At 71.7% G+C, this 18,599-nt stretch carries 20 protein-coding genes and 2 pseudogenes; 14 read left to right on the plus strand and 8 right to left on the minus strand.

The window, feature by feature from the left end; all coding sequences use genetic code 11:
- The first annotated feature begins 7 nt into the window (after positions 1-7).
- Positions 8-574 carry an ATP-dependent protease subunit HslV gene (gene hslV / locus MU852_RS07220; RefSeq protein ID WP_249751620.1) on the plus strand — a complete coding sequence of 189 codons (567 nt, stop codon included), beginning with the start codon at positions 8-10 and terminating at the stop codon, positions 572-574.
- 15 nt (positions 575-589) lie between these two features.
- Here the strand turns inward: hslV and MU852_RS07225 are convergent, their stop codons facing one another.
- From MU852_RS07225 to MU852_RS07245, 5 genes are all read right to left on the minus strand, one after another.
- The gene (locus MU852_RS07225) at positions 590-1,279 is read right to left on the minus strand and encodes an alpha/beta hydrolase (RefSeq protein WP_249751621.1); all 690 of its coding nucleotides are present in this window, start codon (positions 1,277-1,279) and stop codon (positions 590-592) included.
- 205 nt (positions 1,280-1,484) lie between these two features.
- Entirely contained in the window at positions 1,485-1,631 is a 147-nt protein-coding gene (locus MU852_RS07230) for a hypothetical protein (protein WP_249751622.1), read from the minus strand.
- A 17-nt stretch (positions 1,632-1,648) separates the two neighbouring features.
- The gene (locus MU852_RS07235; protein ID WP_249751623.1) at positions 1,649-2,116 is read right to left on the minus strand and encodes an AsmA-like C-terminal region-containing protein; all 468 of its coding nucleotides are present in this window, start codon (positions 2,114-2,116) and stop codon (positions 1,649-1,651) included.
- On the minus strand, positions 2,077-3,531 hold the full coding sequence (locus tag MU852_RS07240; protein ID WP_249751624.1) for an AsmA family protein: 1,455 nt from the start codon (positions 3,529-3,531) through the stop codon (positions 2,077-2,079). The genes MU852_RS07235 and MU852_RS07240 overlap by 40 nt, the downstream gene beginning before the upstream one ends.
- Positions 3,532-3,548: 17 nt before the next feature.
- On the minus strand, positions 3,549-3,701 hold the full coding sequence (locus tag MU852_RS07245) for a hypothetical protein (protein WP_249751625.1): 153 nt from the start codon (positions 3,699-3,701) through the stop codon (positions 3,549-3,551).
- Positions 3,702-3,842: 141 nt separating this feature from the next.
- Here MU852_RS07245 and MU852_RS07250 point away from each other — a divergent pair, with 141 nt between their 5' ends.
- Positions 3,843-4,031, plus strand: a complete 189-nt coding sequence (locus MU852_RS07250; RefSeq protein ID WP_249751626.1) for a hypothetical protein — start codon at positions 3,843-3,845, stop codon at positions 4,029-4,031.
- A 68-nt stretch (positions 4,032-4,099) separates the two neighbouring features.
- On the opposite strand, the gene MU852_RS07255 is transcribed toward MU852_RS07250, so the two are convergent.
- Positions 4,100-6,211, minus strand: a complete 2,112-nt coding sequence (locus MU852_RS07255; RefSeq protein ID WP_249751627.1) for a S9 family peptidase — start codon at positions 6,209-6,211, stop codon at positions 4,100-4,102.
- Positions 6,212-6,384: 173 nt separating this feature from the next.
- Between MU852_RS07255 and MU852_RS07260 the strand changes: the two are divergent.
- The 11 genes and pseudogenes from MU852_RS07260 (at position 6,385) to trxA (ending at position 16,561) form a co-directional block, all read left to right on the plus strand.
- Positions 6,385-7,250 (plus strand): annotated as a pseudogene (locus tag MU852_RS07260) (GNAT family N-acetyltransferase).
- Complete coding sequence (gene tsaE / locus MU852_RS07265; RefSeq protein ID WP_249751628.1) at positions 7,247-7,687, plus strand: tRNA (adenosine(37)-N6)-threonylcarbamoyltransferase complex ATPase subunit type 1 TsaE; 441 nt, start codon at positions 7,247-7,249, stop codon at positions 7,685-7,687. Before MU852_RS07260 ends, tsaE begins: the two are co-directional and overlap by 4 nt.
- Positions 7,688-7,696: 9 nt before the next feature.
- A pseudogene (amgK, locus tag MU852_RS07270) lies at positions 7,697-8,790 on the plus strand (N-acetylmuramate/N-acetylglucosamine kinase AmgK).
- Positions 8,787-9,506: an N-acetylmuramate alpha-1-phosphate uridylyltransferase MurU gene (murU, locus tag MU852_RS07275; protein WP_249751629.1), complete on the plus strand. Its 720-nt coding sequence runs from the start codon at positions 8,787-8,789 to the stop codon at positions 9,504-9,506. The pseudogene amgK and the gene murU overlap by 4 nt, the downstream one beginning before the upstream one ends.
- 210 nt (positions 9,507-9,716) lie before the next feature.
- Positions 9,717-10,739 (plus strand): PD-(D/E)XK nuclease family protein, encoded by a 1,023-nt coding sequence (locus tag MU852_RS17805; RefSeq protein ID WP_347342356.1) that lies wholly within the window; start codon positions 9,717-9,719, stop codon positions 10,737-10,739.
- Entirely contained in the window at positions 10,691-12,592 is a 1,902-nt protein-coding gene (addB, locus tag MU852_RS17810; protein WP_347342377.1) for a double-strand break repair protein AddB, read from the plus strand. The genes MU852_RS17805 and addB overlap by 49 nt, the downstream gene beginning before the upstream one ends.
- Positions 12,589-13,350 (plus strand): UvrD-helicase domain-containing protein, encoded by a 762-nt coding sequence (locus tag MU852_RS07285; RefSeq protein ID WP_249751630.1) that lies wholly within the window; start codon positions 12,589-12,591, stop codon positions 13,348-13,350. The genes addB and MU852_RS07285 overlap by 4 nt, the downstream gene beginning before the upstream one ends.
- Positions 13,338-13,730, plus strand: a complete 393-nt coding sequence (locus MU852_RS07290; RefSeq protein WP_249751631.1) for a hypothetical protein — start codon at positions 13,338-13,340, stop codon at positions 13,728-13,730. Before MU852_RS07285 ends, MU852_RS07290 begins: the two co-directional genes overlap by 13 nt.
- A complete protein-coding gene (locus MU852_RS17330) occupies positions 13,727-15,619 on the plus strand; it encodes a 3'-5' exonuclease (protein WP_283843857.1) in 1,893 nt (630 codons plus the stop codon). The genes MU852_RS07290 and MU852_RS17330 overlap by 4 nt, the downstream gene beginning before the upstream one ends.
- A 70-nt stretch (positions 15,620-15,689) precedes the next feature.
- Positions 15,690-16,106: a PD-(D/E)XK nuclease family protein gene (locus tag MU852_RS07305; protein WP_249751632.1), complete on the plus strand. Its 417-nt coding sequence runs from the start codon at positions 15,690-15,692 to the stop codon at positions 16,104-16,106.
- A gap of 119 nt (positions 16,107-16,225) precedes the next feature.
- Positions 16,226-16,561: a thioredoxin gene (gene trxA / locus MU852_RS07310; protein ID WP_249751633.1), complete on the plus strand. Its 336-nt coding sequence runs from the start codon at positions 16,226-16,228 to the stop codon at positions 16,559-16,561.
- 63 nt (positions 16,562-16,624) lie between these two features.
- On the opposite strand, the gene MU852_RS07315 is transcribed toward trxA, so the two are convergent.
- Positions 16,625-17,056, minus strand: coding sequence for a hypothetical protein (locus MU852_RS07315; RefSeq protein WP_249751634.1), 432 nt, complete (start codon positions 17,054-17,056; stop codon positions 16,625-16,627).
- A gap of 67 nt (positions 17,057-17,123) precedes the next feature.
- On the opposite strand from MU852_RS07315, the gene MU852_RS07320 reads away from it, so the two are divergent.
- The gene (locus MU852_RS07320) at positions 17,124-17,309 is read left to right on the plus strand and encodes a hypothetical protein (RefSeq protein ID WP_249751635.1); all 186 of its coding nucleotides are present in this window, start codon (positions 17,124-17,126) and stop codon (positions 17,307-17,309) included.
- 13 nt (positions 17,310-17,322) lie between these two features.
- Here MU852_RS07320 and MU852_RS07325 read toward each other — a convergent pair whose 3' ends face one another.
- On the minus strand, positions 17,323-18,597 hold the full coding sequence (locus MU852_RS07325) for a bifunctional folylpolyglutamate synthase/dihydrofolate synthase (protein ID WP_249751636.1): 1,275 nt from the start codon (positions 18,595-18,597) through the stop codon (positions 17,323-17,325).
- Positions 18,598-18,599 lie beyond the last annotated feature (2 nt).

An 18,599-nucleotide genomic window follows, 5' to 3' on the forward strand; every position in this document is an offset into this window, starting at 1 on the left:
GCGTCGCATGACCCGTCCTTCCGCCCCCTCCGCCTTTCCCGACTGGCACGGCACCACCATCCTGGCCGTTCGCAAGAACGGGCGCACCGTGATCGCCGGCGACGGCCAGGTTTCGATGGGCCCGACCATCGTCAAGGGCGCCGCCCGCAAGGTCCGGACGCTCGCGGGGGGCAAGGTCCTGGCGGGGTTCGCCGGCGCCACGGCCGACGCCTTCACCCTGATCGAGCGGCTTGAGGCCAAGCTGGAGCAGTATCCCGACCAACTGGCGCGCGCCTGTGTCGACCTGGCCAAGGACTGGCGCACCGACCGCTATCTTCGCCGGCTGGAGGCGATGCTGCTGGTCGCGGACGCCTCTTCCATCTTCACCGTCACCGGCGTCGGCGACGTGCTGGAGCCGGAACACGGCGTCGCCGCCGTCGGCTCGGGCGGCAACTTCGCCCTGTCGGCCGCCCGCGCCCTGATCGAGGAGACCGACCTGGACGCCGAGCAGGTGGCGCGCAAGGCCATGAAGATCGCCGCCGAAATCTGCGTCTATACGAACGGCAACCTGACGGTGGAGACGCTGGGCGCCTGACCGTCGCCAAGGGGCTCAACCCAGGGCGCGATGGAGGAAGGCGACCAGGTCATCGAGCACGGGCGCCTTCTTGCGGAACAGGGGCGAAAAGGTCGCGATCAGGTCGGCGTGGTTCAGGCCGGGATAGATCCGGGCGGTCGATCGCCCGCCGGCGGCCTTGATCCGGTCGTTCAGGATCAGGGTGTCCTCGTCGTGCACGACCGTGTCGTCGGCGCCGTGGCCCAGCCAGAGGGGCGGGGCGTCGGCCCGGGCGAAGGTCACGGGCTGGGTCTGGACGGGATCCGGCGCGGCGCCGAACGCGTCCCTGGTGGACGCCACGTCGAAGGGCAGGAAGTCGTAGGGGCCGGCCAGGCCCGCGGCGGCCCGGATCAGGTCGGGCCTGCCGGCCGCCTTCATGTAGCGGGCGTCCAGCGCGATCATCAGGGCCAGATAGGCGCCGGCGGAATGGCCCAGCACGGCCAGCCGCGCCGCGTCGCCGCCATAGGTCGGGGCCAGGTCGGCCGCGCGCGCCGTCGCCTTCGCCGCATCCTCGACAAAGACCGGGAAGACCACCTCGGGGACCAGACGGTAATCGGGCAGGAAGACGACGAAGCCGCGCGCGGCCAGGGCCTGCGCCGCCCAGCCGTAGAGATCGCGCGATCCCGAATTCCACCCCCGCCGTAGAAGAAGACCAGCGTCGGAAACGGACCCTCTCCGGGGGCGCATAGACGTCCATCCGCTGGCGAGGGTGGTCGCCGTAGGCCAGGTCCCGCCCCGCCCGGCGGGCGCCCGGGTCCCGCGGGCCGAACCGGTCGAGCAGGGCCAGCGGCGAACAGGCGGCGGCCAGGGACGCCAGGGCCGGCGCGATCAATCCTCTACGGGTCATGGGGCCTATACGTAGCAAGAGGCGATCGGCCTGCGCCTGCCGGGCTCAGCGCGCGGAGGCGATCAGGCGGCCGCAATCGGCGTCCTCCGCCAGGCCCGGATCCACGAAGGCGAACAGGGCCGTCACCGGAGCCACCACCGCGCCCAGCAGCCCCGCCAGGCCGCCCTGCCCGACCACCTCGCCCACGTCCACGCCGATACGCGGCGCCGTCAGGGGACCCCGACGGTGATGGGCGCCCAGACCCGCAGCAGGCGCGGCTTCTTGCTCTCGCCGTCGATGCGCAGGTTCAAGGTCTCGGCGCCCAGGTCGATGGAGCCCTTGCCCTGGGCCAGGACCACGTCGGTGTCGACTACGAAGGTGCGCGCCGTCGCCGTGCCGCCCGAGACCGTGAAATCGGCCACGGCGCAGCGGATGTCGGCCTTGGACTGGTCGCCGCTGAGCAGCTTCAGAAGCCCCGCGCTGGCGTTGATGCCCAGCAGTTCGGCGAAGGCGGCGCGCATTTCGCCCTGCGGCACCACCACGCTGATCGACCCCTTGGAGCCCGCCGCGAAGTCGTGGATCGAGGCTCCGGGTCCTTCCAGCCTGGCCCGGCCCAGGGCCCGGCCGGTCAGGGGCGCCGGGCCGTCGCCGGCCGGGATCAGGGATTCCAGCGGATAGCCCGACAGGCGGAAGTCCACATTGCTGTAGGGCGTGTCGCGCGTCGCGTTGATCCGGGCCGTGCGTTCAGTTCGCCGCGATTGAAGGCGAAGCTGACGGGGTTCAGGGCCAGCACGCCGTCCTTCAGATCGGCGCCCAGATTGACCGCGCGGACGTCGAAGTCGTTCGCCTTCACCGCGGCGGCGCGATATTTCAGCGTCCCGTCCATGGTCCGCAGTCGATCGACCTGCAGGGTGGCGTCGGGCAGCAGCCGGCCGGGCGCGGCGACGGTGGTCTCGGTGTCGGTCGCGGCCGCATTGGTCTGAGGCCGGCCGCCCAAGACGGCCAGCAGGTCGTCCAGGTCCAGCCGTCGCGAGGTCAGGTCGGCGTCGACCCGCAGCCGCTCGGCCGCATCCACGCGCACGTCGCCCGACAGGTCCGAGGCGCCGACCCGGCCGTCGAAGTCCTTGAAGGTCCATATCCGCTCGTCGCGGCTCAGCGCGCCGGCCAGCCTGTAGCGCGGGGTGTTGGGCAGAGTGACGCCGGTCAGCAGATACAGGTCGGCCAGGTTCTGGCCTTCCAGCGTCAGTGTGGCGTTGAACCGACCCAGGTCGAACGGCCGGGTGATCGCCCCGTCCGCCGTCAGCCGCGAACCGGCGCCGCTCAGCACCGCCTCGAAATTGTAGGGTCGATTGCGGCGGATGTTGATGAAGGGTCCGCCTTCGATCCGCAGCGTCAGGGGCGAGTCGTTCAACGCGCCCGTGCCGTCCAGCACGAAGCCGGCGTCGCCGTCGTTGGCGGTCTCGCGCGCGGTCACCGTGGCGTCCAGCGTCAGGCCGCGACGCTGCTCGTCGAAACGGATGCGGCCGTCCGTGATGATCAGCTGCTGGATCACGGGCAGCTTCATGCCCTCGCCGGTGTCGGGCTTGTCCGGCTCCAGCGCCCAGCTCTTGCGGCCGTCTTCGGCGGCGATCAGCACGACGTCCGGGCGGGTGACGCTGAGCAGCGGCATTTCGATCTGGCCCGCGAACAGCTTGCGCAGCCGCACGGAAGCCTCGATCCGCTGGACGTTGGCGGTGTCCGCCTCGCGCGCCCAGTCCGGCCCGCCGAACTTCAGATCGTTGACGACGACCGACGGCGTCCAGCTGAACAGTCTGACGTCCAGGTCGCCGCGCAGGGCGATCTCGCGGTCATACTTGGCCGAGGCCCATCGGCCGATCGGCCCGCGCAGCCAGTTCCAGTCGAACAGCATCAGGAAGACGACGACGGCGGCGATCAGCAGCAGAGTGACGGACGCCGCCCATTTCTCGGCCGCGCCGGGCCGGCGGGCCGCGGCGTAAACGGGATCGTTCTGCCGGATCCAGTCGCGCCAGTCGCGGGCGCGGGCGCCGGCCGGAACCAGCGCCTTGTCCCGCACGCCTGACCACATGTCGTTCCATTTCAGTGATCTGGCCACGCGTCCACCTCCTCAGGTCACAGACAACGCGCCAGCCGCCGATTGGCGCCGCCCCGCGCTTTGTCGTCGATTTGACGCGGGAATGTCGCAAATCCTTTACACAGCGAGAATTCGGCGCATAATTCGTCAGAGTCCTGATCGAAAATCAGGCCATGGAGGATGTTTGACATGACCCGTATCGCTGCTTCCGCCCTGACCCTCGCGGTCCTGGCCGCCAGCGCCGCCCCGGCGGCCGCCCAGAATCGACCCAGAATCCGGTCCAGAGCCAGAAGATCGACCGATCGACGCCCATCGCCCGCCAGTCGGTGATGATGTGCGGCACCGACGTCGCCACGCGGCGCGCCTATCAGCGCGAACATGGCGTCCAGCCGGTGTTCGTCACCGCGCGCGAGGCCGTCGAGGCGCGCCGCAACGGCGAGGCCTGGTCGGCGCCGCGCTGCATGACCGAGCGCGAGTACGGCCGCCTGGTCGCCACGGCCAGCACCCGCGCCGGTCTCTGAACGATCCGGTGAACGACAAAGGGCGCGGCCGTCGACCGCGCCCTTCGGTTCTCTGATCGCGGCAGGCGCTACTCGGCCTGGCCGAGATGCTTGTTCAGCCAGCCGAACACCTCGTCGTGCCATTGCAGGCTGTTGGCCGGCTTCAGCACCCAGTGGTTCTCGTTGGGGAAGACGATCAGCCGGCTGTCGACGCCCCGCCGCTGAAGCGCCGTGAAGGTCGACAGGCCCTGGGCGGTCGGGATGCGGAAATCCAGGTCGCCCTGCACCACCAGCATCGGCGTCTTCCAGTTCTCGACGTGATTGGCCGGGTTGAACTTCTGATAGCCCTCGGGGTGATCCCACGGCGTGCCGCCGTATTCCCATTCGGTGAACCACAGTTCCTCGGTCGCGTAGCCCATGCCGAAGGTGTCGAAGACCCCGTCGTGGTTGACCAGGCACTTGAAGGCGTCGTTCCACTTCCCGGCGATCCAGTTGATCATGTAGCCGCCGTACGAGGCGCCCAGGGCGCAGGCGTTGTCGCCGTCCAGGAAGTCGTACTTCTGCTGCGCCGCCGCCCAGCCCTTCTGCAGGTCCTCCAGCGGGCGGTCGCCCCAGTGCTGGCTGATCGCGTCTGTGAAGGCCTGGCCGTAGCCGGTCGAGCCGTGGAAATCGATCATCACCACCGCATAGCCGGCGCCGGCGTAGGTCTCGGGGTTCCAGCGATAGGACCAGCTGTCGCCGAACGAGCCCTGCGGTCCGCCGTGGATCAGGAAGGCGACCGGATACTTGCGCCCTTCCTGATAGCCGACCGGCTTGATGACATAGCCGTGGACCGTCTCGTTGTTCCAGCCGGGGAAGCTGAACTGCTCGTAGTCGCCGAACGCCTTGGCGGCGAAGTCGGGATTGGCGGTGGTCAGGCGCCGGGGCGTCTCGCGGCCCAGATAGGTCTTGAAGTACAGGTCGCCCGGCTCGCGCAGGCTGTCCTGGGCGAAGACGAAGCCCGACGGCGTCTGCTGGAAGGCCGAGACATGACCGCTCCCCGTGATCGGCGTCACCACCCCGTTGCGGGTGTCCACCGCGAACAGCCGGGTCGAGCCGACGTCGCCGGCGGTGGTGTAGAGGGTCTGGCCGTCGCGCGACCATTGCAGGGTGTCGGCCGAACGGTCCCAGTTCGAGGCGATCTCGCGCGTCTGGCCGGTCTCGACGTCCTTCAGCACGATCTGGTAGCGGTCGGCCTCGAAACCCGGGCGGGCCATGGCGCGATAGGCCAGGGTGCGGCCGTCCGGCGAGAACACCGGCCCGGCGTCCCAGGCCGGATTGTCCGGGGTCAGGTTGGCGAAGGTCCCGTCGCCGGTCAGGCCATTGGTCTTCCACAGGTCGAAATTGGTGCTCCACGGCTCGGTCTGGCCGGCCAGACGGGCCGAGAAGACGATGGCGTCGCCCGCCGGGGTGAAGGTGAAGTCGCTCTCGTCGCCGAACGGCTTGGACGGCGTGTCGCCGTCGAAGCCCTTGGTCACCCACACCGGCTGCCCCGTCGCCTTGCCGTCGCGGCCGATCGACTGGACGAACAGGTGGTTCTGGGTGTGGTCGTTCCAGGTGTCCCAATGGCGCACGAACATGCGGTCATAGACCTGGCCGGTGGTCTTGCGCTCGGCCAGCGCCTTGCCCGTCTCGACCGAGGCGTTCAGGTCCGCCGCGTCGGGATAGACGGCCAGCGACACCGCCATCTTGTCCGCCGAAGGGCTCAGGCGATAGGCGTTCACGTCCAGCGGCAGGCTGGTGACCTGAATGGGCGCCGCCGTGGGCGAGGCGACGCGCCAGACCTGGCTGGTCCCCGACTTTCCGGACAGGAAGTACAGATTTCCGTCCCCGCCCCAGCGGGCGGTGTTGGCGCCCTGGTCCGAGATGGCCAGCCGGCGCGGCGCCTGATCCGGCGCGTTCAGATCCAGCATCCATAGGCTGCCCGCCCGCCGGTTCGCCGCCACGTCGGTGGTGGTGACGGAATAGACCACATAGCGGCCGTCCGGCGAGACCTGCGGATCGCCCAGACGGTTGGCCGAGATCATGTCGCGATAGGTGAAGGCGTCGGGCGTCGCGGGGGCGGCCGGAACCGGCGCGGGCGGCACCTGGGCCAGGGCCGGCGCGGCGGCCATCAGGGCGGCGGCCGCGCAGGCGGCGGACAACAGGAAACGGTGGCGCATGGGGCATTCCTCGCAAAGCGTGCTGCGCGAGGCGTAGCACCACCGTTCGCCGGGCGGAAGTTGCCGATGCGGCGGAGGGCCGCCCGCCCCGACAAGCGGCCGCCCCACGTCTTGGAAGCGGCGCGCATCTGACAGCTTGCCCGGCCGCGGCGAACCGGCGACAAGCGATGAGAATGGAAGCTGCTTCGCCGACAACGGCCCCGCCCGGGGCCCAGCCGCACATCGTCGACGTGCTGATCGCCGAGCGCGCGCCGCGCCTGACGGCCTCGCCCTTCTGGCCGGTCGTGCGACCAGTCCTCTACGGCGTTCTGGGCTATGGCGAGGCGGTGCGGATGGCCGACGCGATCCGGCCGCTGTCCGGTCATGACACCCTGGAGCACGTCTCCGACCTGTTGTCGCTGAAGGTGACGGCGAAGGACATGGACCGACTGCCCGCGGCCGGCCGCGCGTGGTGGTGTGCAACCATCCGACCGGCATCGCCGACGGGGTGGCCGTCCATGACGCCGTCAGGACGCGGCGCCAGGATGCGATATTCTTCGCCAACGCCGACGCCCTGCGCGTCTCGCCGCGCCTGGGCGAGGCGATCATTCCCGTGGAATGGGTCAACGCCAAGCGCACGCGCGAAAAGACGCGCGCCACCCTGAACGCGGCCAGGGACGCCTTCGAGGCCGAGCGGTGCGTGGTCATGTTCCCGGCCGGGAGGCTGGCGCGGGTGGACAGGGCGGGCCGGCTGACCGACCCGGAGTGGGCCCCGACCGCCGCCTCCCTGGCGCGGAAATACGATGCGCCGGTCGTGCCCATGCATGTCGCCGGCCCCTACAGCCGCCTGTTCCACCTGTTCGACAAGGTCTCGCAGGAACTGCGCGACGTCACCCTGTTCCACGAACTGCTGAACAAGGCGGGCAAGTCCTTCACCGTCCAGGTCGGCCGCCCCATACCCGCCCAGCGGCTGGACATCGACGCGGCCCGGGCGACCGAGGCGCTGAAGCGGTTCACCGAGCGCACGCTGGCCGCCGACCCCGACGCGGTGTTCGCATGAGGATCGTGCTGCCCGACGCCGCGGCCACCACGCGCCTGGGCCAGGCCGTCGCGCCCCTGTTGCGGACGGGCGACAGCGTGCTGCTGTACGGGCCGCTGGGCATGGGCAAGTCCACCCTGGCGCGCGGCCTGATCCGCGCCCTGACCACGCCGGACGAAGACGTGCCGTCGCCCACTTTCACCCTGGTCCAGTTCTACGACAGCGAGCCGGCCGTGGCGCATTTCGACCTGTATCGCCTGACCCGGCCGGAAGAGGCGTTCGAGATCGGCCTGGACGAGGCGCTGGACGACGGCTGCGCCGTCATCGAATGGCCCGAACGGCTTGGCGAGGATCCCGGTCGTTTCCTGGGGCCGGATCGGCTGGTCATCGCCATCTCCGAACAGGGCGAAGGCCGCCTTGCGACCGTTTCGGCGCAGGGCGCTGGGAAACGCGGGTGAAGGAACTGCATGTCTGACCGCGAAGCCCTCCGTCTCGATTTCCTGAAGGCCGCCGGCCTGGACGACGCCGTGCGCCTTGCCCTGCCCGGCGACGCCTCGACCCGGCGCTACGAACGGCTGACGCCCGCGACCGGCCCCACCCTGATGCTGATGGACCAGGCGCCGGCCGCCGAAAGCCCGCCGTGCGATCCGTCCTGGTCGCCGGACCAGCGCCGCGCCGCCGGCTGGAATGCGGTCGCCCGGCTGTCGGCCGGCCGGATCGAGGCCTTCGCCGCCGTCGCGGCCCACCTGAAGGCGCTGGGGCTGTCGGCGCCCGACCTGCCCGCCCTCGACGCCGCGAACGGCCTGGCGGTGCTGGAGGACTTCGGCGACGACCTGTTCGCCCGCGTGATCGCCGACGGCGCCGACGAGACGCCGCTTTACCTGGCCGCCATAGAGGCGCTGGCGACGCTGCATGACGCCGGTGATCCGCCGCCGCCGTCCTGAACGGCCCCGGCGGCGACTGGCCGATGCTGACCTATGACGAGACGGCGCTGCAGGGCGGCGCGGACCTGTTCGTCGACTGGCTGCCGAAGCTGGACGACCGGGTGAGCTTCGACGACGACGCTGTCGCCGACTGGCGCGAGGCCTGGGCGCCGATCGTCGCCTCGGGCGCGCGCGGGGCCTCGGTCATGGCGCACCGCGACTATCACGCCGAGAACCTGATCTGGCTGCCCGAGCGCCAGGGCGCCGCGCGGGTCGGGATGATCGACTTCCAAGACGCGGTGCGGGCCCATCCGTCCTGGGACCTGCACTCCCTGTTGCAGGACGCGCGCCGCGACGTGTCGCCCGCCCTGGAAGCCCAGGCGCTGGACCGCTATTTCGCCCTGCGTCCCGGCGTCGACCGGGCCGCCTTCATGGCCGACTACGCCGGTCTGGCGGCGCTGAACCAGGCGCGGATCATCGGGATCTTCGCCCGGCTGATCGCGCGGGACGGCAAGCCGCGCTACGCCCGCTTCCTGCCGCGCATGTGGCGACATCTGAACGCCAATCTGGAACAGCCGGCCCTGGCGCCCGTCGCGCGCTGGTTCGACCGGCACGTGCCGGCGGAGGTCCGGGCATGAGCCGCGCGCCCACGACCGCGATGGTGCTGGCCGCCGGCCTGGGCACCCGGATGCGCCCCCTGACCGACGACCGGCCCAAGGCCCTGGTCGAGGTGGGCGGCCGCGCCCTGATCGACCATGTGCTGGACCGGCTGGCCGACGCCGGGGTGGAAAAGGCCGTGGTCAACGTCCACTGGTTCGCCGACCGGCTGGAAGGCCATCTGAATTCGCGGGACCGCGGCCCCGAGGTCGTCATCTCCGACGAGCGCGCCGAACTGCTGGAGACCGGCGGCGGGCTGAAGAAGGCCCATGCCCTGCTGGGCGACGATCCGGTGTTCGTGGCCAATATCGACAGCATCTGGATCGACCGGGGGGACGCCCTGGCCGACCTGGTCCGCCTGTGGAACCCGGATACGATGGACGCCGCCCTGCTGCTGGCCCGCCGCGAGGGCTCGATCGGCTTCGAGGGCGACGGCGATTTCTTCCTGGCCGAAGACGGTCGCCTGACCTTTCGCGGCGACGCCCCGTCCGCCCCCTTCGCCTATATGGGCGTCCACATCACCCGGCCCGGATACGCCGACGACGGCCCGGACGGCCCCTTTTCGCTGAGCCCCCTGTGGCGCCGGTCGGCGGCCGAGGGACGCCTGTTCGGCTGCGTGCTTGACGGCGACTGGATGCACGTTGGCGACCCCGGCGCGCGGGACGAAGCCGAGGCCAGGCTGGGCGAGGCCGCGTGAGCGGATTCGACCCCTTCGTCGGGTCCGGCCCCCGCTGGTTCGCCGTGCCGGCGCACCGGCCGTTCCTGGAGGATCTGGCCGCCGGCGTGCTGGACTGGCTGGGCGAACAGGCGCCGGAAACCTTGTCGGACGCCCTCATCCTGCTGCCCAATCGTCGGGGCGGCGCGGGCTTTCGCCGGCGCCCTGTCCAGACTGTCCCGGGATCGTCCGGTGCTGCTGCCCCAGGTGCGGCCGCTGGGCGATCTGGAGGAGGACGAGCCGCCCTTCACGCCCGGCGCCCTGGGCCTGGACCTGCCGCCCGCCATCGCCCCGCTGACGCGCCGGTTCGAAATGGCGCGCATGATCGTGGAGCGGTTCGATTCCGACCTGACGCCGATGCGGGCGCTGGACCTGGCAGACGCCCTGGGCGGCTTCCTGGACTCGTGCCAGCTGGAGGAGGTGGTCGAGCCGGAGCGCGTCGCGCGCCTGGTCGAGGGCGAGATGGCCGAACACTGGGAGCGGTCGGCCGAATTCCTGGGACTGGGGGTCAGGGCCTGGCCGGAGCGTCTGAAGGAACTGGGCCTGGTCGACCCGGCCTGGCGACGCGCGACCCTGCTGCGCCGTCTCGCCGAACTGTGGGACGCCCATCCGCCGGCCCAGCCGGTCATCGCCGCCGGTTCGACCGGCACCATGCCCGCCGCCGCCGACGTCCTGGGCGCGGTGGCGCGCGCGCCCCTGGGATGCGTGGTCCTGCCGGGCCTCGACCTTGATCTGGACGAGCAGGTCTGGCGCCAGATCGACGCCGACAACGAACAGCACCCCCAGCGCGCGCTGAAGCGTCTGCTGGAACGGCACGACGTTCCCCGCGCGGCGGTCCGCCCCTGGTTCCGCCCCGCCGTCTCGGCCTCGGTCGAACAGAAGGGCCTGGCCCGCCAGCGTCTGCTGAACGAGGCCCTGCGTCCCGCCGACGCCACCGGCGACTGGCGCGACGCCATCCGCGACATCCGCGTCCGCGCGGCCGAGGCCGGCCGGTCCAGCGATCCCATCGCCGACGGGCTGGACGGTCTGTCGGTCCTGACGATGCGTCACGACGAGGAGACCGCGGCCGCCATCGCCCTGATGATGCGCGAGGTGCTGGAAACGCCCGGAAAGACCTGCGCCCTGGTCACGCCGGATCAGGGCTGGGCCGGCGCGTCGCCGCGCGGCTGGAACGGTGGGGCGTCGTCGCCGACGCCTCGGCGGGCCAGCCGCTGAACCGGATGCCGGCCGGCGTGCTGGTCGATCTCTGCGCGCGGTGGATGGCGACGCGCACCGATCCGCAGGTGCTGCTGGGCCTGCTGAAACACCCGCTGGTCAGCCTGGACCTGGGCGAGGTCGACCCGGCCCGCGCGACCGCCGCCCTGGAGGACATGGGCCTGCGCGGCCCGCGCCCGTCCAGTTTCGCGCGGCTGAACCTCAGGCTGGACAAGGCCTTGGGGCCGAACCGCGACGGCGCCCCGCCCTCCGAAGGGCGGGTCAGGCGCCACGCCGAGGCCCGCGCCCTGTCGGCCCGGCTGGAAAGCCTGGCGTCGGCCGCCCGCGCCGTCTTCGGGCCCGAGGCCCCGCTGGACGCCGCCGCGCGCGCCCTGACGGCCCTCGTCGAGGCGCTGGCGGGCCAGGACGCCTGGGCCGGGCTGGACGGGGAGGCCGCCGCCGCCCTGTTGTCGAATCTCATCACCGGCGGGGCTTCCCTGGGCGCGGTGCGGCCCCAGGACCTGGTCGACCTGGTCCAGGGGCTGCTGGCCGATTCCGTGGTCCGCACCGGCGGGGCGACCCATCCGTCGCTGCGGATCCTGGGCGCCATCGAGGCGCGGCTGGTGCGGGCCGACCGAATGATCCTGGCCGGTCTGGAAGAGGGCGTCTGGCCCCAGGGCGCGCCGGTCGATCCCTTCCTGTCGCGGCCGATGCGAAAGGCGCTGGGCCTGCCGCCGCCGGAACGCCGCATCGGCCAGAGCGCCCAGGACTTCGTCCAGGCCGCCTGCGCGGACGAAGCCGTCCTGATCCACACCGAGCGGCGCGGGGGCCAGCCGGCCGTGCGCTCGCGCTGGCTGTGGCGACTGGACATGCTGGCGCGCGGGGCCGACGCCGAGACAACGCCCGTGGTCGTCCCCGCCCCTGCTCACGTCGCCGAATGGACCCGCGCGCTGGACGCCCCGGCGCGGCCCGCGCCCGACTACGCCCGCCGTCCCGCGCCGACGCCGCCCGCGGACCGGCGGCCGCGCGAACTGCCCGTCACCGGCGTGGAGCGCTGGGTGCGCGACCCCTACGCCATATACGCCCAGCGCATCCTGGGGCTGAAGGTCCTGGACCGGCCCGGCGCTTCGGCCGAGGCGATGGCGCGCGGAAACGCCATCCACGCCGCCATCGAACGCATCGTCCACACCTGGCCCGAGGCCCTGCCGGACGACTGCGCCGACCAGATCGAGGGCTTCCTGCACGAAGCCCTGACCGACGCCGGGTTCGAGGACGCCGCCCTGGCCCGAGAGCGTCCCTTGGCCCGCAACTGCGCCCGTTGGCTGGAGCGGTTCGAGCGCGAGCGGCGCGAACGGGGCGCGACCCTGCTGATCGAACAGTCGGGCGCCCTGGCCTTCGATGCGCCGGGCGGCCCCTTCACCCTGACCGCGCGCGCCGACCGGATCGAGCTGGACGCGACCGGCGCGGCCGTGATCGACTTCAAGACCGGATCGACGCCCAGCCAGAAGCAGGTGGTGCAGGGTTTCGCCCCGCAGCTGACCCTGACCGCCGCCATCCTGGCCGAAGGCGGCTTTTCCGCCCCGCCGACCCAGGCCAGCGAACTGCTGTATGTGCGGGTCACCGGCCGTCGCGAGCCGGGCGTCGTCACCGACGTCTCCCGGCAGGGGCGCAGCAACGCCCTGTCGGCCGCCGACCTGGCGACGCGCGAGCTGGAACGGCTTAAGCAGGGCGTCGAGGCCTTCGACGACGAGGCCACGCCCTACGCCTCGTGGGTGGCGCCCCAGTTCATGGGCTCCTTCGGCGGCAACTACGACCACCTAGCGCGCGTGTGGGAATGGCACGTCGTGGGCGGAGAGGACGAGGCGACCGAATGACCGACCCGTCCCCGCTCGACCCGAACCCCGTGGACCTGGCCCGCGCCAATCAGGCGACCGCCGCCGATCCGGCCCTGTCGATCTTCGTCACCGCCAACGCCGGGTCGGGCAAGACCACCACCCTGGTCAGCCGGGTGGCGCGCCTGCTGCTGAAACGGGTGAAGCCGGGCGAGATCCTGTGCGTCACCTACACCAAGGCCGCCGCCGCCGAGATGCAGGCCCGGCTGTTCCAGCGGCTGGGCGAATGGGCCGTCGCCGACGACCGCGCATTGGCTGAGGACCTGGCCCGGCTGGACGGGCGCGACCCCGGCGATCTGGGCGACGCCGAACTGTCCGAGGCCCGCGTCCTGTTCGCCCGCGCGCTGGAGACGCCCGGCGGGCTGAAGATCCAGACCATCCACGCCTTCTGCGAAAAGCTGTTGCGCCGCTTTCCGCTGGAGGCCGGGGTCGCGCCGGGTTTCGAGGTGCTGGAGGACCAAGCGGCGCTGACCCTGTCCCACGCCGCGCGAGAGGATCTGGCCCGTTACGCGCTGAAGGACGGCGACGGCCCGGTCGGGGACGCCTACGCCCCAACGCGGTGGAACTGGCGTGGGGCGACTTTCACGCCCTGCTCGACGCCATCGAAGCCCGGCGCGAGGCGCTGCTGGACTATCTGGCCCGCATCGAGGCCGGGACCGCGCCGGGGCCGCACGTCCTGTGCGGGGTCGCGCCCGACGAGACGCCCCAGGCCATCGAGGCCGACTTCATGGCCTGGCTGAATCCCGACGATTGGCGGGCCGCCGCCGACGGCTTCGCCGCGGGCGGCGCCAACGACCAGAAGCTGGCGGCCCAGATGCGCGCCGCCGTCCCGCCCGAGACGACGCTTCAGGCCATGACGTCGATCTTCATCGATTCCAAGGGCGTGGCGCGCGACAGGTTCGGCACGTCCAAGGCCCCGCCCGGCGCCTCGACCTATCTGGCCGACATCTCGCTGAAGTACCTGTCGACGCTGGACCGGGCCCGCGCGGCGCGTGTCGCCGACGAGACGCGCAAGGTCCTGACCCTGGCGGGCGTCCACGCCGCCCTCTATGAGGCGGCCAAGCGGGCCAGGGGGCGCTGGACTTCACCGACCTGGTCGGCCGCACGGTCGAGCTGCTGACCCGGCGCGCCAGCGCCGCCTGGGTGCTCTACAAGCTGGACGGCGGAATCGAGCACGTGCTGATCGACGAGGCCCAGGACACGGCGCCGGATCAGTGGGCCATCGTGCGCGCCCTGACCGAGCCCTTCTTCGCCGGAGACGGCGCGGCTCGTCGCGACGCCGCCATCCCCCGCACCGTCTTCGGCGTCGGCGACGAGAAGCAGTCGATCTATTCCTTCCAGGGCGCCCGGCCGGAACGGCTGAGGCAGGAGGCGCGGGCCTATGACGCCCTGGCGCGCGCGGCGGGGGCCCAGTTCCGCGAGGTGCCGCTGGACACCTCGTTCCGCTCCACGCCCGAGATCCTGGCTTTCGTCGATGCGGCCTTCGACAACCCCGAACGGACCCGCGCCCTGGCGGGGGACGCCGGCGACATCGCCGTGCACCGGCCCGCCCGCGCCGGCCAGTCGGGCTCGGTGGACCTGTGGCCCCTGTTCGAGGATCCCGCCACGCCCGACCGCGAGGCCTGGAACGCCCCCGTCGACAAGGAGGACAGCCGCAGCGCGAGAAAACAGCTGGCCCAGGCCCTGGCGCGCGAGATCGGACGCCAGGTGCGGGAAGGCGCGGCCATCCACGACCCCGAACGCCGCGGAGCGATGCGCCCCGTCCGCTACGGCGATTTCCTGGTGCTGGTGCGCCGTCGCGACGCCACCTTCGAGGAGATCATCCGCGCACTGAAGATCGAGGGCGTCCCCGTCGCGGGGGCCGACCGGCTGAAGCTGTCCAGCCACATCGTCTTCGACGACCTGGTCTCCCTGGCGCGGTTCGCCCTCTATCCCGACGACGACCTGTCGCTGGCGGAAATCCTGCGCAGCCCGTTCTGCGACGTGCCCGATTTCGGGCCGGACCACGCCCTCTATCCGTTGGCGGACAAGGTGGCGCGCCAGGGTCGCGGCCTGTGGCGGACCCTGAGGGACCGCGCGCACGAACAGCCGGCCTGGGCCGAGGCGCGCGCCCTGCTGGAGGCGCTGATCGCCGCGCGCGACCGCGCCCCGTTCGCCTTCTTCTCCCTGGCGCTGAACCGGATCGGCGCCGACGGCCGCTCGGGCCGCGCGCGCATCCTGGACCGGCTGGGACGAGAGGCCGAGGAGGCGATCGACGAGACCCTGGCCCAGGTCCTGGCGGCCGAGGAGCGGGGCGGCCGCGACCTGGAGACCTGCCTGAGCCTGCTGGAACAGGCCGATGTCGAGGTGAAGCGCGAGATGGAGGGCGCGCGCGACGAGGTGCGCGTGATGACCGTCCACGGCTCCAAGGGGCTGGAGGCGCCGATCGTGATCCTGCCCGACACGACGGCGAAGGCGAAACCGCAGGGGCCCACCCTGATGCCCGCCGCCCTGCCCGACGGGACGGAAGCCTGGCTGATGTGCCCCTCCAGCGCCAAGGCCGACTGCGCCCTTTCGGCCCAGGTGCGCCAGGCCCGCGTGGACCGCGCCGACGCGGAATCCCTGCGCCTGCTCTATGTCGCCCTGACCCGCGCGCGCGACCGGCTGATCGTCATGGGCCGCAAGACCCGTTCGCCCAAGGAGGGGTTCGAGGCCGGCAGCTGGTGGGACGTGATCGCCGGAACCTTCGAGCGGCTGAAGGCCGAAGGAAAGGTGCGCGATCTTCCCGAAGGCCGCCTGCGGTTCGGGCCCGATCCCGCCTCCGGGGCGCCGACGCCCTCGGCCGCCGCCGCGCGCGCGGTCGTCCCCGACTGGGCGATGCGGCCGCCGCCCGCCGACGCCGCGGCCCGTTTCGCCTCGCCGTCGCGGATGGAAGGGTCGATTCGCATCCCGGCGCCCTCCCCCTGGCCCAGGCGGGCGGCGGAGCGGGGCTCGGCTCGGCCCTGGGTCGGTTCCGTCGCGGCGACCTGATCCACCGCCTGCTGGAACGCCTGCCCGACATCCCCCCGGCCGATCGCCCGACGACGCGGCGCGTCGCCTGTTGGCGCGCGAGGTCGACCTGAACGAGGCCCAGCGCGCCGAGATGATCGCCGCCGCCTTCTCGGTGCTGGACGACGACCGCTTCGCCCCCGTCTTCGGCCCCGGCTCGCGCGCCGAGGTCGCCCTGACCGGATCGGCGCCCGAACTGCCCGCCGGCGTCGCGATCAACGGCCGCATCGACCGGCTGGTGGTCACGCCCGAGCGCGTTCTGGTCGTCGACTACAAGACCAACCGCCCCGCCCCCGACGTGATCGAGGCGGTCGATCCGGCCTATGTGCTCCAGGCGGCGGTCTATGCCGCGGTGCTCAGGCGGCTCTACCCGGACCGCCCGGTCGAGGCGGCCCTGGTCTGGACCGACGGGCCAAGGCTGATGCCGATCCCCGAGCCGATGCTGAAGGCGGCGCTGGCGAGCGGTTGATTTGCCCGCGATTCGCTCCCACATCTGCCATCGAACCCGGACGAATCCGGCCACTCTCATTCGCGCTCACGCCGCGAGCCCCCGCGGGCCGCAGCGCCAGCGCCCCAAGGAGCCCCCCTATGGCGACGGTAAAAGTCACCGACGAAAGCTTCGACGCCGACGTCCTCAAGGCGTCCACGCCGGTCCTGGTGGATTTTTGGGCCGAGTGGTGCGGCCCCTGCAAGCAGATCGGCCCGGCGCTGGAGCAGATCGCCGACGAACTGGGCGGCCAGGTCACGGTGGCCAAGGTCAATATCGACGACAGCCCCATGACCCCCTCCAAGCTGGGCGTGAAGGGCATTCCGACCCTGATGCTGTTCAAGGACGGCCAGATGACCTCGATGAAGGTCGGCGCCATGCCCAAGGGCAAGATCGTCGAATGGCTGGCCGAGGCGGGCGTCAAGGCCGTCGCCTGATCCTTCGCTTCCGCCGAAGATCGAACGCCCGCCGGTGTCTCGACCGGCGGGCGTTTTTGTCCGTCACCTGAACCAGAACGTGGACGCGTTCGCGGGCTGCATGCCTGAATAGGACGTCAGCGCCTTTCCTTGGATCGTCGCCGACGCGACCTCATATCGAACAGCGTCGGCCATGCCCGCCTCGCCCCGATTTATGCGGACCATGAAGGCGTCGTCGCGCCCGCAGGTGATCTCAAGGCGATAGGCGGCTGAAACGTGCCCCAGATCGGCCGCCATGTCGGCGACGTGGACGCCTTCCACATCCGCGCCGTCGGTCGAGAGGCTGACGCCCCTGTCCAAGGGACGGCCTGCGCCATAGCCCTCGATGCGCAGGGTTTCACTCCCGCAGCGTGCGCTTACGGACTGGATCCAGGGATCGGCCGCGCGCGGCTCTACGGCCGATACGACGATCTCCTGGCCTGCGAACAGAAGGGCGAACAGCGCGATGGATGACATGAGGCCATCCCACCACGCGGGACCTCGGTTGGATACAGTCTAACTGGAACGTGATAGACACGAAGCCATGACCGACGACGCCCCCACGCCCCCCGCCGACGACGTGCCGGGCGAAACCCCGGCGCAAAAGGCGCTGCGGCTGAAGACCGCCAAGATCGACGCCCGGCCCAAGCCGCCGCGCGGCGGCCGGTTCCAGCGCGAGCAGAACGCCAAGATCGATGCGGGCAAGTCGCGCCCGTGGATGAGCAAATAGGGACGGCGGACCGTCAATCCGGCCAGGTCTCGCGACTGGAGCCCAGCACCTCGCCGGCCAGATACAGCGAGCCGCAGATGGCCACGCGACCTGCCCCCAGACGCAGCGCCAGCTTCAGCGCCTCATCGACCGAACCGGCCGCCGTCGCGCCCAGGCCGTGGCCGCGCGCCACCGCCGCCAGGGCGCTCGGTTCGGCCGCGGCGCCTTCGAATCCGACCGTGAAGACGGTCGCGCCCGTCTCCTTCAGCGCCTCGAAGAAGCCGCCCTGGTCCTTGTTCGCCAGCATGCCGCAGATCAGGGCCAGCGGGCGCGGCGCACGCGCCTGCCGCGCGGTCAGGAAGGCGGCCAACGCCCGCCCGGCGTGGGGATTGTGCCCGCCGTCCAGCCACAGCTCGGCGTCCGCCGCCCGCGCCGCCTCGCCATAGGGCCCCGCCGTGATCCGCTGCAGCCGCGCCGGCCAGCGCGCCGTGCGCAGGCCCTCCGCGATGGCGGCCTCGGGCAGGTCCAGTTCCAGCGCCGCCGCGATCGCCAGGGCGGCGTTGTCGATCTGGTGCGTTCCCGCCAGGGCCGGCGCCGGCAGGTCCATGAACAGGTCCGCCGTCTGGAAGGCCAGGCCGCCGCGCTCGGCCCAGGCGTCGAAGTCGACGCCCAGCACCGTCAGCCGCGCCCGAACGTCGGTCGCGCGCCGTTCGATGGCGGCCATGGCCTCCTCGCGCTGGCGGCCTATAACCGCCGGCGCCCCGGCCTTCAGCACCCCCGCCTTTTCCGAGGCGATGACCGCCAGGTCCGTGCCAAGGAATTCGGCATGGTCGTAGTCGACCGGCGCGATCACGCTCAGCAGCGGGCGTTCGATGACGTTGGTGGCGTCCAGCACCCCGCCCAGGCCCACCTCGACGATGGCCAGGTCGGCGGGGGTCTCGCTCATGGCGACGAAGGCGGCGGCGGTGGTGCTCTCGAACACGGTCGCCTGGCCGGAAACCGCCTCGATCCGATCCAGCACGGCGTTCAGCGCCTCGTCCTCGATCAGCCTTCCGGCCAGGCGAATCCGTTCGTTGAAGCGCACGAGGTGCGGCGAGGTGTAGGCGTGAACGCGCAGGCCCGCCGCCTCGGCGATCGCGCGCAGGAAGGCGACGGTCGATCCCTTGCCGTTGGTGCCCGCGACATGGACCACCGGCGGCAACCGATGCTGCGGATCGCCCAGCGCCGCGCACAGCGCCCGCATCCGGTCCAGCGACAGGTCGATCCGTTGCGGGTGGCGGGCGCGCAGCCGTTCCGAAATCGGGTCCACGG

It is taken from the genome of Brevundimonas albigilva, from assembly GCF_023503965.1.
GTDB lineage: Bacteria > Pseudomonadota > Alphaproteobacteria > Caulobacterales > Caulobacteraceae > Brevundimonas > Brevundimonas albigilva.